Source organism: Paenibacillus sp. J53TS2 (genome assembly GCF_018403305.1).
GTDB lineage: Bacteria > Bacillota > Bacilli > Paenibacillales > Paenibacillaceae > Fontibacillus > Fontibacillus rhizolycopersici.
On sequence record NZ_BOSK01000004.1, the window covers coordinates 367,307 to 379,632 of the forward strand.

At 51.2% G+C, this 12,326-nt stretch carries 12 protein-coding genes; 9 read left to right on the forward strand and 3 right to left on the reverse strand.

Annotated elements, in window-relative coordinates; all coding sequences use genetic code 11:
- Positions 1–21 precede the first annotated feature (21 nt).
- Positions 22–951 (forward strand): hypothetical protein, encoded by a 930-nt coding sequence (locus tag KJS42_RS11850; RefSeq protein ID WP_213622948.1) that lies wholly within the window; start codon positions 22–24, stop codon positions 949–951.
- 37 nt (positions 952–988) lie between these two features.
- Here KJS42_RS11850 and KJS42_RS11855 read toward each other — a convergent pair whose 3' ends face one another.
- From KJS42_RS11855 to KJS42_RS11865, 3 genes are read right to left on the reverse strand one after another with little or no spacing between them, the layout of a single operon-like run.
- A complete protein-coding gene (locus KJS42_RS11855; RefSeq protein ID WP_244868451.1) occupies positions 989–2,083 on the reverse strand; it encodes a GerAB/ArcD/ProY family transporter in 1,095 nt (364 codons plus the stop codon).
- 25 nt (positions 2,084–2,108) lie between these two features.
- Positions 2,109–3,350, reverse strand: a complete 1,242-nt coding sequence (locus KJS42_RS11860) for a Ger(x)C family spore germination protein (protein ID WP_244868452.1) — start codon at positions 3,348–3,350, stop codon at positions 2,109–2,111.
- Positions 3,299–4,816: a spore germination protein gene (locus KJS42_RS11865; RefSeq protein WP_213622950.1), complete on the reverse strand. Its 1,518-nt coding sequence runs from the start codon at positions 4,814–4,816 to the stop codon at positions 3,299–3,301. The genes KJS42_RS11860 and KJS42_RS11865 overlap by 52 nt, the downstream gene beginning before the upstream one ends.
- 257 nt (positions 4,817–5,073) lie before the next feature.
- Between KJS42_RS11865 and KJS42_RS11870 the strand changes: the two genes are divergently transcribed.
- The 8 genes from KJS42_RS11870 to KJS42_RS11905 are packed head-to-tail and all read left to right on the forward strand — an operon-like array spanning position 5,074 to position 12,292.
- Entirely contained in the window at positions 5,074–5,538 is a 465-nt protein-coding gene (locus tag KJS42_RS11870; protein WP_239483889.1) for a hypothetical protein, read from the forward strand.
- A gap of 7 nt (positions 5,539–5,545) precedes the next feature.
- Positions 5,546–6,562 (forward strand): CehA/McbA family metallohydrolase, encoded by a 1,017-nt coding sequence (locus KJS42_RS11875; RefSeq protein WP_213622951.1) that lies wholly within the window; start codon positions 5,546–5,548, stop codon positions 6,560–6,562.
- 16 nt (positions 6,563–6,578) lie between these two features.
- Positions 6,579–7,328: a glycerophosphodiester phosphodiesterase gene (locus KJS42_RS11880; protein ID WP_213622952.1), complete on the forward strand. Its 750-nt coding sequence runs from the start codon at positions 6,579–6,581 to the stop codon at positions 7,326–7,328.
- Positions 7,318–8,352, forward strand: coding sequence for a LacI family DNA-binding transcriptional regulator (locus tag KJS42_RS11885; RefSeq protein ID WP_213622953.1), 1,035 nt, complete (start codon positions 7,318–7,320; stop codon positions 8,350–8,352). Before KJS42_RS11880 ends, KJS42_RS11885 begins: the two co-directional genes overlap by 11 nt.
- A 5-nt stretch (positions 8,353–8,357) precedes the next feature.
- The gene (locus tag KJS42_RS11890; protein ID WP_155607939.1) at positions 8,358–9,182 is read left to right on the forward strand and encodes an ABC transporter permease; all 825 of its coding nucleotides are present in this window, start codon (positions 8,358–8,360) and stop codon (positions 9,180–9,182) included.
- A 32-nt stretch (positions 9,183–9,214) separates the two neighbouring features.
- On the forward strand, positions 9,215–10,255 hold the full coding sequence (locus tag KJS42_RS11895; protein WP_213622954.1) for an ABC transporter ATP-binding protein: 1,041 nt from the start codon (positions 9,215–9,217) through the stop codon (positions 10,253–10,255).
- Positions 10,256–10,271: 16 nt separating this feature from the next.
- Positions 10,272–11,456, forward strand: coding sequence for an extracellular solute-binding protein (locus tag KJS42_RS11900; protein ID WP_213622955.1), 1,185 nt, complete (start codon positions 10,272–10,274; stop codon positions 11,454–11,456).
- Positions 11,453–12,292 carry an ABC transporter permease gene (locus KJS42_RS11905; protein WP_193416143.1) on the forward strand — a complete coding sequence of 280 codons (840 nt, stop codon included), beginning with the start codon at positions 11,453–11,455 and terminating at the stop codon, positions 12,290–12,292. Before KJS42_RS11900 ends, KJS42_RS11905 begins: the two co-directional genes overlap by 4 nt.
- The last annotated feature ends 34 nt before the right edge of the window (positions 12,293–12,326 follow it).

Consider the following 12,326-nt stretch of genomic DNA (forward strand, 5'->3'; position numbering starts at 1 on the left):
ATTGGAGCGTAGAGAAACGAGATGAACCGAGTGAAGAATAAGGCGATACTTCTGTTATTGGCGATTTGTTTGACTTTAGCATGCGGAGTTACCTCTCCAGCCCAAGCGAAGGAGCCGCAAACCAAGGCGATTTGGGCGTGGGATTTTTATGAAGCCGCTTCGAACTCGAACAAAATCACGGCGTTATTGAAGTTTTTGAAAGAACAGGACATCAACCTGTTGTTTATCGGAACGAGCAAGACTTTACCAGATCAACCCGCTACTTACGAAGAGTTGATCCTTAGAGCACATGAGGAGGGGATTCGTGTCTTTGCGCTGGTTGGAAGAGCGGAATGGGCCTTGGAGGGCCGCCATCGCGAGGCGTTAGCCGAACTGCAACAGGTGCTTTCGTTTAATGGATCTCACCCGGCCAGTGTCTTTGACGGGATTCAATATGATATCGAACCGCACACATTAGCGGAATACAAAACCAAGCGGGGTTCCGTCAATTATCAGTACATCCAAGTATTGAAGAAAATCGCTGGAGAAATCAAAGCAAGCGGCGACTCACTAGAGTTCAACGCGGCGATTCCCTGTTGGTATGCCTCGGGGGAGAATCCCGTGATGGTCGATACGGGTGGACAACGTAAGCCCTTAAGTTACTTTGTATTGGATATTGTGGATACCGCATCCCTGATGGCGTATCGTGACACGGCCGAACGGCAAATTCGTGCGTCTCTGGTGGAAGCGAATTACGCAGCCAAACTGGGCAAAAAGGTGTATATTGGCGCAGAGACCAGTGCGCCGAATGGTTCTACGATTCCAAACGAAATCACGTACTACAACAAAGGTTCGGTCTACTTGGACAAACAGATTAAGGCGATCAACGCGTATTATGCGCAGCACGAAGGATTCGGCGGTGTTGCGATTCATCAGTATTCCGCTTACAAAAAAATGACGCAAGGGCGCTGATACCCGAAGGGATCGATGCAGAGGAGGACGAAGGCGTTCATGCCGATCGATTGAAGGCTTGTCTGATTCTGCCTACGGTTAACAGCAGTAGGGGGATCCCTAACATATTGACGGGCAGCGCAACGGGTATCCAATAATTCAGCAAGTAGTCGGTCACCGCTTCGTTGATGTTCCGTGGTACCAAAGAGAGGAACATGATCACAGGAGCGATGAACCAGATCATCGCTCTCCATTTTGAAATATTCAGGAATTGCGCTGTTCCATAACTGGTGATGAACAAAATAATGGCCAGCTTGATGAACACGCTGGATACCCATATGACGATCGGCAGAGGATCAAGGTTTTCGATAAACCCGAACATCGTAATTTTGCGGGACATTTCAAAAAAGGGGTACCACATTTGGGAAGACAGTTGCACTCCCAATGTCGCACAAGCCATCGTCACGGAGATCAAGACGACGATCCAAGCCGTGGTGATCGCAGCAAAAGCATATCGTGTCCCTTGCCGCGGAGTTTGCAGAAACGATGCGAGCATAAGATACTCTACGGAATGCCCTAGATAGGAGGCAGGGGCTAGCGATCCTTTGATTATTGGCGCTATACCGCTGTCCGCATACACAGGAAGCAAATAGTGAAGTTTGATATTATTGATGCTGGCAATCAGGATCAGCAAAATCATGATTACCGCGATAGGTCCAAGAATCTCGCTGCAACGCGCGATCGTCTCAATCCCTCCCGAATAGGTTGCATAAATCGTTAAGGCAAGCATGATGAGAATGACCGCCCATTTCGGTGTTGACGGCAAAATCAGCGTTTGAATCACATCGTTAAATTGCCGCATCACGATCGGAAGGATGGTCAACCATTGCACGAAATAGATGAGGATCACCGCTTTGCCGAGCCATTTACCCAAAATCGTCTGACTAAGTTGGATTAAATTTTGGGTTGGGTAAAGCTTTGAGGTTTGCGTGGCTAGAAAGGTGATGATCATCACGATACATCCGGAAAGGATCACCGAAATCCACATGTCTTGCTTGGCGGCAGACACCGCAGGGGTCATCGTCATGACCATGGTCATGCCCAAGCTCATAAGGGTAATCATCCAGAACAGTTGTAAACCGGTTATTTTCATGACTATCTACCTCGATTTAACGTGATCACGACTTCTTGAGCTGCGCGGGACCTTTTGTTCTGCCGATCCGCTCGATACGCACATGGATATTTACCTTTACTGGAACCGCCGGGTATAAGGTATCCCATTTCGTTTTGAGTTCTTTCCAGACGTAAGGGTGCTCGATATGAATTTGATCCCCAAACCCTAAAATATCCGCTCGAATGTCCTCCTGCTGCGTGTGCGAAATTAGCCTCTCCATCGATGCCTGGATATCTTCCTCATATTTCCTTTCTAACCTAACTAGTACATCTGGTTTGCTAAGATCCATTTCCGTATCGTTGGAGTTGATTTTGCCGACGATCTTGCAAGTGATCGTTATGGCTGGATCACCCTCGGTCAGTCGAGTCCGGATGTCCGTGCTTACCTTCGTCACACGCATATTGACCGTGCCGTGAAAAGCGTTTTTCGGAGGAGCAAACTGCACGATCCACGTCAGATCACGGGTATTTTTCCTAAACAACTGAAACGCCTTTTGCTGCTGCCCGGATAGAAATCCCACCAGTTTGTTGTCGCGATACATCGCAACTTTGTCGAAGACGAAGGTGGGTTGATCGGATGAGTTTTTATCGAGACGAATGGCAGGAGTAACCGGCGATTGCCCGTAAGTCGAGAGATTATGGATAAACTCGTCCGTCTTTACAGAGATGTTAAAGCCGCTTTCCATGAGATTATTCATGCCGATGGCGGGTATTTTCTCCATTTGATAAGAAGTGCTCAAGATCTCTTTGGCCGACGCGCCGTATGACGTGGCAATATAACTGTTGAATCGGCTTTCGGGAGAACGAAGCAAGGCGTCTATGATTTGGTCTATCCCATCGCGTCCGAGGCTTTCACCAATGATCAATACTCTGCGATGTCCCAGGTTGATCTTTCGGGATAATTGTTTTTGTCCCTTGTTTAACGTATCAATGGCTTCATGTGCCGTTGCCGAGACGTTCATGAAGGATGGAGAGTCCGTTCCGCCTCCGGTCTGCCCGGAGCTTGATATTTTGCTAGGGAGAGCGATCTGCATGGTGGATTCAAGCTCTCCGTTCTCCATGCGATCAAATCCGGTAGCCATAACAAAAGCAAGCTCATCCAACTCTTTGCGATCCCAGCACCCCGCAAGTAAGCAGAGATATATCCCCATCATCAGCATTCTCCCAACGATTCTTCCGCGCTTCATCATTTCTTTCACTCCAGTTCTTGCTTCATGTTCTTCTGGCGTTTCTTCATCTGCTGCCATGGGGCTCTCACGAAAACGTCGGACAACCCGGACAGTTGAAACGGGGAGACGGGGGACAGATAGGAGACTCCGAAGGAACGCAAGTTCGTCAAATGAATGAGGATGGCAATGAGTCCGACGCTAACCCCGTACAATCCGAAAGTGCCTGCGCAAATCAGGAGAGGAAACCGAAGCAAGCTGATCGCTTGGCTCATCTCCGTTTGCGGGATGAGGAAGGATGCGATTCCCGTCAAAGAAACCACGATGATCAGCGGAGCAGATATAATACCTGCTTGGACCGCTGCCTGTCCGATGACAAGTGCGCCCACAATGCTGATCGTTTGGCCAACGGGACGCGGTAGGCGCACGCCAGCCTCGCGGAGCGCCTCGAAAGTCACCTCCATCATGAAGGTCTCCAGGAGCGCCGGAAACGGGATGATTTCCCGAGCGGACGCAAGGCTTAACGTCAAAGCCGTCGGAATCATTTCCGAATGAAAGGTCGTGACCGCTACGAAGAGGGACGGCAAAGCTAATGCCAGGAAAGCAAATAAAAACCTTAGCATTCGCAGCATCGAGGCAAACAGAAAGTTGATATAGTAATCCTCCACGGTTTGAAACGCGAACCAGAAAGTGACGGGGAGGATGAGAGCGAAAGGCGTGCCGTCTACGAGAATCGCTACCTTCCCTTGGATCAAGGCGGCTGATACGGCATCCGGTCTTTGACTTGCTTGAATGACGGGAAAAGGCGATTTCGGGTGGTCCCGGATCAACTCCTCAATGTAACCGGAACTAAGAATGCTATCCATCTCAATCTGATTCAGTCGCTGTTTAGCCTCTTGAATGACGGACTGCGGAGCGATCCCCTCGATATAGAGGATAGCCAATTCGGTATGGGTGGTTGCTCCGATGACAACCTTCTCCATCTTCAAATACGGACTATGTATGCTGTGTCGTATCAGGCTCATATTCACGTTCAATTTCTCAATAAAACCGATTCGTGGACCGCGGACTACCGCTTCTGTACTTGGCTCTTCCAACGGACGCTTTAGTTCATCGTTGATATTAAAGCTCATTGCCTGTTTCATGGACTCGATGAAGATCACCACTTCGCCTTTGACGATCCGCTGAACAGCCTCATTCAGCTTATTTACAATTTCCGGCAAGACGATCGAAGGCAAACGGTATTTCATGCGATCGATTACCTGTTCGTTAGATTCGGATTCCTTGATGTCCAGGTCCATGAGGGGAGAAAGCAAGCCATGCTCCAATAGCTTCCTGTCAACAAGTACGTCGAGATATACGGCCAAACAGGGCTTGGAATCAAAAATAAAGAAATTCCTCATCACTAGATCGGTGCATGACGCAAAAATTTGGCTAAGGGTCATTGCATTTTGATCAAGGCTCGAGGATAGCGTGGTTTCTGGTATCGGCTCTAAATCGGACAGTTGTTTTTTTACCTGATGGGCAAAGCGAATCTCTTTGTTCATTGGACTTCTTCTCCCTTACTATGGATACCTTGTCCAAGTCTCAAGGCGCATCCCTTCCTGTCATCCTGTTCCCATAGATTATCCTGAACTTTCCATTTTATGCGAGGATGTATCCTTCCCTCATCGCCTTTACAGAAGATTAACATGCGGATGATACCGCCTTGATGTTTGCCCAGTACCATGAGAGATATATGGGACCGTTCCCAGTCGGGAACAAGTCCCTAAGCAGTAATTCAAGAAGAGGACGGTGAATCATTTTGCACTTGCCGGTTCTGGATAGGAAAGGACGCTTTACACCGGAAAATTCCAAAACGCATGTCCGCATTCCGTTTCAAATAGATCAAGACTGCAAACTGCTGCAACTACGCTTTGAGTATGCTCCGAAAGTGCTGGAAGATCGTGACCGATCGTTGATGCTGCTCATGCAAAGTTTCGATTCTTACCTACTGCCGGAACAAAGAGAGCCGGCGTTAACCCAAGCGGACAGTTACCTTCCGTTGAAAAATCTGATCACACTCTCGTTAGATGATCCGATCGGTTATCGAGGAGCCTGTCATCGCCATGACCCGACGTTAGAACTAGAACTCGCCGTAGACCACGCTTCACCGGGGCTGATGCCAGGCCGGCTGCTTGCCGGTGATTGGCAAGTCACGTTGAGCATTCATTGTATCGTGACGGATTCGTGCGAATATCGATTACAAATTTGGGCGGAAAGGAGTTGAAGTGGAGGTGAGATGGATAGCTTGCGAGCTGCATACGCATACGCAGCACAGCGATGGCGTCCAAACGCTGGAAGAGCTGGCGGTGGGGGCAGTTGAACTGGGCTTCGACGCGATCGCCCTAACGGACCATAACACGATGTCAGGGCTCGCGGGGAAGGATTCCATCGCTAGCCAATACGGGCTTCTAATCCTGCCCGGCATGGAGTGGACAACGTTTTATGGGCATATGGTCACGCTAGGGTTAAGCGAATACGCGGATTGGCGAAGTGCGGACCCAAGCCAGATCGTAGACGGCATTCAGGCAGTGCATCACCTTGGCGGCATTGCGGGGTTGGCCCATCCGTTCCGGATCGGGAGTCCGGCAAGTACGGGATGTTATTGGGAATATGAGCTGAAGGATTGGTCCGTCGTCGATTATATCGAAGTCTGGTCCGGCACGTTCGCTTCCATCCGCACCAATAACCGACGAGCTTTTGCCCTTTGGACCGACAAGCTGAATGAGGGATTTCGGATCTCCGCGACTTCGGGTCGAGATTGGCATGCGCAGATGAAAACAGAAGAGCCTCTGTCAGTCACGTATCTTGGTATTCCGGACGGCGAGCAGCCGACGGAGGAACTGCTGGTTAACTCCCTGCGGGAGGGGAGAGCTACCGTCACGGTCGGGCCTCTGCTGAGCCTTGCGATATTTGCCGATGGCCATAAGTTCGAGTTAGGCTCCGTGGTCTCTCCTTTGCAAACGGAGGATCAGCGGGAGTTGCAAGCTAGTGTAACCATCGATTTTACGGTGAGGTCGGGATTATGGTTCTTATCCGATCAAACCTTCAAGCTAATTCTCTGCTCCGACCAGGGGCAGGAATTGGATATAGAGGTCACGTGGAGCAAAAACAACGCGAATGAGCCGGTTTGTCTATCCGGTTTGCCGCTTTCACCCGGGCCCCGAAAATGGCTGCGGGCTGAGCTTTGGGGCATCGTGCAAGGGGCTCTTGCAATCATCGCTTTTACCAACCCGGTTTATTTCGATTAAGGAGGTACTTCATGGCATGAAGCAATTTCCGTTAGTAACGGCCCATACCGGCTGCATGGGACATCCTGATCACTCCCTCGCCTCCTTGCGTGCAGCGCTGGCCATCGGGGCAGACGTTTACGAGGATGACATACGAGTTACTCGCGACGGAGGACTTGTCTTGGCACATGATGACGAAGTGGCATTGGCGGAGGGGCGCACCGGAAGGTTATCGGACATGACGTTGGCGGAGTTGGATGAACAAACGGTCGAAGATCGGCTTCCGCTAGCCTCGGTTCTTCGGTGGATTAAGGAAACCGGCAAAACAATGAACCTTGACATCAAATCCGCTGCTTGTCTAGAACCTTTAGCAGAGATGCTGACCAGAATGGAGATGGCCGATCAAGCTTTCTTTAGCGGATGCGAGTACCCCGTCGCACTAGAGGCCGATCGCAGCGCACGGCAATTCCGAAAGCTGCTGAACGTGAACATCGACAGTTTCCTGACAAGTCCTTATGCCGAAGCCGTTGATCGAGCTTGTGATGAGGGACGTGCGGCCAGATGTTTCGGTCTAAATGTCCCGTATCAATTGATTCGGCCTGAGTTCATGGATGCAGCGAAACGAGCAGGTCTAGCCGTATTTGTTTGGACCGTTTCGGATCCATCAGAAATGCGGCGAATGGCCGGCATGGGTGTGGATTCGATCACGACCCGTGACGTTGCTGCGCTTCTAGCGGTGAAAGCTGAAACGTTAAACAAAGAAGGGAGATCGTACGTTGACGAATAAGCCGAACCATGGCCTTCGGGAGTTAGCTCAGTTGGCCGGGGTGTCCAAATCCACGGCTTCCCGAGTCATTTCCGGCAATGGGTATGCCAGCCCTGAGGTGAAGGAACGCGTCCTGCAAGCAGCGGAAACACTCCGTTACAAGCCGAATGCCGTTGCGCGAGCCATGGTAACCAAACGAACGAACAACCTTGGCGTAATCGTGTTTCGAGAGCAGCCGCCCATTGTCTCCCATCCGCTTTACGGCAAGATAATTGATGAAATCCTTGTGGCATCCGAAGCTCGGGGGTATTCTGTCTTCTTGAAAACGGATCGGGAAATGAGCTTACGTTCTACGGATTTTTTGCTGGAACAGCGGGTAGACGGATTGATTCTGGTCAGCCGACTTCAGAAGAACGTGATTGATTATGTCAAAAAATTCAATCTTCCTTATCTAATGGTCAACGGCTCGACCGATGACCCCGAAGTCATCCATTTGGTCAGCAATGATGAAACCGGGGGAAGCCGAGCGGCCGATTATTTGCACGGGCAGGGCCATCGAAAATTTTTCGTTATTGCCGGTCCGATCGAGCATCGCAGCCATTCGCTGCGCTTGGCGGGGTTCACCCGCCGCCTGGAACAACTCGGTATCTCCACGCAATCGAGTGCCGTGAAGATTGTTCCATCTCCGGAGTCCAACTTTGCTTACGGAATCAAGCTAATGGAAGAGCACTATCAGGTTTTCATAGATCAAGGTTATACCGCCTTGTTTACGACTAACGACATGCTGGCGCTGGGGGCGATGAAGCTGTTGCTGGATCGCGGGGTCTGCATTCCGCAGGAGGTGGCGGTGATGGGTTATGACGACATCGAGCTCGGCAGTATGTATTCGCCGTCCCTGTCCACGGTCAGCGTAGATGCAACAGGCATCGGAAGGGACGCCGTGGAGCTGCTCGACAAGCTGATCCGAGGCGTAACGGATTTGCCGAAACTGGTGGAATACAACAGCCATGTCGTCATCCGCCAATCAACAGAAGGAAAGGAGTGAGTTTATTGCTTTGGTACTGGAAAAAAGTCGGGGCAAAGAGAATCATCGAATTTGTGCTGCTAACGGTTTTTGCGATATTTTTTGCCGGGCCGCTTTTGAATTTGCTGGTGCTCGCGTTCAGTGAGAAATGGAACTACCCGGACGTGCTGCCGGAAGCCTGGGGCTTCAAGTGGTGGAACTTCGTCCTGGCTAAGGATGATATCGTCTCATCGATCTCGTTGTCGTTCTTCATCGCGGCCATCGTGACGGCCTTATCGATCGTCATCTGCATACCCGCAGCTTACGCATTTGCAAGAATTCAGTTTCCGCTAAAGCGAATGTTCCTGTTCTCGTTCCTGCTGACGCATGCGTTCCCGAAGATGGGACTGTATGTCTCGATTGCGGTATTGTTCTACCGGATCGGTTTAATGAACACCTTGCTGGGGGTTGTCTTGATTCACATGATCAACGTGCTGATGTTTATGACCTGGATCCCGACGGCATCCTTCCGCAATGTGCATCGGGCCCAGGAGGAATCGGCACGGGATGTCGGAGCCAGTCCGTTCCGGGTGTTCCGCAGCATCACGCTGCCGATGGCGATGCCCGGGATTATGGTCGCTTCGGTCTTTACGTTTCTGAATTCGTTGGATGAAGCACAAGGGACGTTTCTCGTCGGTATTCCCGATTTCAAGACGATGCCCATCGTCATGTATTCCATTATCTCGGACTTTCCGAGCAGCGCGGGTGCGGTATTCTCCATCATCCTGACCTTGCCAACGATCCTCTTGCTGCTTGCCGCGCAGCGGTTGGTCAGCGCCGATGTGCTGGCAAGCGGATTCCAAACGAAATAAGCCGACCATGGGAGAAAGGGGCAGTAACTAACATGATATTAGCGGTACGTAATTTGACGAAACGCTACAAGACAGGAGACGGGGTCAGCGATATCAATTTAACGGTGGAACAAGGCGAGTTGGTGACATTGTTAGGTCCCTCGGGATGCGGCAAAACGACGGTGCTGCGCAGCATTGGCGGTTTTCTCGAGCCAGATTCGGGCGACATTCGGATTGAAGGTCAAAGTGTCATCGGGCTGCCGCCCGAAAACCGTCCGACCTCGATGGTTTTCCAAAGCTACAACTTATGGTCGCATATGTCCATTTACGATAACCTAGCTTTCGGCCTGAAGATTCGCAAAGTACCCAAAGCGGAAATTCGCGCAGCGGTCGCCGATGCGCTCAAGCTGGTCCGTCTCTCGGGGTACGAGAAGAAGTATCCGGCCGAATTATCGGGCGGCCAGCAACAACGCGTCGCCTTGGCCCGGTCCCTGCTGCTCAAGCCGGCCGTGCTGTTGCTGGACGAGCCTTTCTCGGCGCTGGACGCGAAGCTGCGTCATGAAATGCGCGAGGAGCTTCGCGAAATCCAGATGCAAACCGGACTCACGATGGTATTCGTTACGCATGATCAGGAAGAGGCTTTGTCGCTCTCTGACCGGATCGTTGTTATGAATCACGGGCGCATTGAACAGATTGCCGGTCCACAACAGATTTATGATGCGCCCGAGTCTTTATATGTAGCCGGTTTTATCGGCAAAATGAACTTTTTGGAGGGGGTGGCGGATGAAGGGAGCATCCGGATCGGCGCGCTTCGCTTTCCGAACGAGAAGCGGCTCAGCGGTAAAATCACCGCGGCAATCCGACCGGAGGACGTAGTCTTAAGTGAATCGACGGAGAAGGGCGAGTTGTTGGAAGGGAAGATTAAGCAGGTGATGGTCCTCGGGCATTACGCTGAGGTCACCGTTGAACTGGCTGGATGGGGGATTCTGCGGACGTTTCAGTCCAAGGAAGCCACGCAGCATCTGTCCATCGGGAAAGAAGTTGGCGTACAGATCGTTAAATTGATTGGGTTTCCGACAGGCGAACCCAACTAAGGGAGGATAAACGAAAATGCGATCCAAAAAACCATGGTTAACCCTATTATCTACTGCGTTATTATCAATGACGCTACTCTCCGCATGTGGCGGTGGCGGTGCAAATGGAGCGGCGTCGAATGCATCATCGCCAAGTGAATCAACCACGGCTCCGGCTGCGGCCAGCGCGCCCGTCAAGTTTAACTTCTATTTTACGGGTTCGCAGAACGTCAAAGATCTATGGGATACGCTCGTTCCGATGTTTGAGGAGCAAAACGATCAGGTAGATGTGAACCTGGTTTACATTCCGTCCGGAACTGGCGCAGAACCAACTTACGACCGCATTCTGGCCGCGAAGCAAGCCGGCAAAGGCTCGGGCGATATCGATTTATACGAGGATGGTATCGGCGTCGTAGCCCAGGGCACGAAAGATGGGGTATGGAAGCAATTAGAGACGAATGCGATCCCTAACTTGACCAATGTCAATGCGGACACGATGAAGGACGTGGACAATTACGCAATTCCTTATCGCTCTTCCGCCGTTGTCTTAGCTTATGACAGTACGAAAGTTACGAATCCGCCGAAAACATTGGACGAGCTGCTGGCCTGGATCAAAGCCAACCCGGGGCAATTCGCTTATAATGACCCGTCCACCGGCGGTTCGGGGAGTTCGTTCGTGCAGACGGTGATCTACAAGGATCTTCCCGAAGAGGATATTCACAATTCCGATCCATCGGTAATGGATAAATGGGATCCTGGGTTCCAAACGCTGAAGGAACTTGGCAAATATGTTTACGGCGACGGCATTTACCCCAAGAAAAACCAGGGCACGCTGGATCTGCTGATGAACGGCGAGGTTTCACTGATTCCGGCGTGGTCGGATATGGTACTGCAACAGCTGAATGAAGGGCTGCTTCCCGATACGGTCAAAATGCAACAAATCACACCTGGCTTTAACGGCGGTCCAACTTATCTGATGGTGAACGGGGAATCGGATAAGCAAGAGGCGATATATCAGTTCCTGAACTTCGTCCTTTCGCCGGAAGCCCAAGCGGTCATCGTTGAGAAAATGAACGGGTTCCCGGGCATCGAACTGGCCAATATGCCGCAAGAAACCCAAGAGAAATTCAAGGGCGTTGCCGAAGGCTTCCGCACCTTTAACATCGGGGATTTAGGTACAGAAATCAACAAACGCTGGCAGAGCGACGTTGCTGCGCAATGAGTAAGGAGTGGAAACAAGCGTTGGCGGGGTTGGCGATGGTCCTCCCCTCCTTCGCGATTTTATTGGTCGTCGTCATTATTCCGATCCTTCAATCCCTGATGTTAAGCCTCACCAACGAGACGGGTGGATATGACCTGAGCCGATACCACGTTTTGTTTACCGATAAGGGGATGCGGGCGAACATCCTATTTACGCTTCGGATAACCGTAATCACCTGCGCGTTGGTGCTACTGATCAGCTATAGCTTGGCGGTATACATGCGCTTCAATCAAGGACCGATCGTCGAGTTGATCCGGAAAACCTATATGATCCCTTTATTCATCCCGGGGGTCATCGCCACCTACGGATTAATCAATCTTCTCGGCAACCACGGGTGGCTGGCACGCCTGTTAGAGCATATCGGAGTCACGCTGCCGCGTATCATTTTCGATGAGAAAGGGATCATTATCGCGAATCTCTGGTTCAACATTCCGTTTACAACGATGCTGCTCAGCTCCGCGTTGGCCGGGATTCCTTCGTCGGTCATCGAAAGCGCCAAAGATGTGGGGGCAGGGAGGTTCAGGCTGTTTGCGCGGTTTATTTTCCCTCTGTCGTATAAAACGTTCCTGGTTGCCCTCACCTTTGTATTCATGGGAGTGATCGGCTCGTTTACGGCTCCGTTCCTGCTGGGCGCCAACTCCCCGCAAATGCTGGGGGTCTCGATGCAGCAGGTGTTCAGCGTCTTCCAGGAACGCGAGCAAGCGGCGGCGATGGCTTTTTTCACTTTCCTGCTTTGTTCGGTACTTGGGGCATTTTACATTCGCTCCATGGCCAAGGAAGAAAACGTCAAAATGTAATGATCTTCTGCGTAACCCCGGCTAACGGGGTTAT

What these genes read in the sequence shown, in the direction of transcription:
- KJS42_RS11860 (WP_244868452.1), bottom strand. Translation starts at nt 3,350, where the DNA reads ATGGCAGCAGATGAAGAAACGCCAGAAGAACATGAAGCAAGAACTGGA.
- KJS42_RS11850 (WP_213622948.1), top strand. Translation starts at nt 22, where the DNA reads ATGAACCGAGTGAAGAATAAGGCGATACTTCTGTTATTGGCGATTTGT.
- KJS42_RS11905 (WP_193416143.1), top strand. Translation starts at nt 11,453, where the DNA reads ATGAGTAAGGAGTGGAAACAAGCGTTGGCGGGGTTGGCGATGGTCCTC.
- KJS42_RS11865 (WP_213622950.1), bottom strand. Translation starts at nt 4,816, where the DNA reads ATGAACAAAGAGATTCGCTTTGCCCATCAGGTAAAAAAACAACTGTCC.
- KJS42_RS11900 (WP_213622955.1), top strand. Translation starts at nt 10,272, where the DNA reads ATGCGATCCAAAAAACCATGGTTAACCCTATTATCTACTGCGTTATTA.
- KJS42_RS11895 (WP_213622954.1), top strand. Translation starts at nt 9,215, where the DNA reads ATGATATTAGCGGTACGTAATTTGACGAAACGCTACAAGACAGGAGAC.
- KJS42_RS11880 (WP_213622952.1), top strand. Translation starts at nt 6,579, where the DNA reads ATGAAGCAATTTCCGTTAGTAACGGCCCATACCGGCTGCATGGGACAT.
- KJS42_RS11855 (WP_244868451.1), bottom strand. Translation starts at nt 2,083, where the DNA reads ATGAAAATAACCGGTTTACAACTGTTCTGGATGATTACCCTTATGAGC.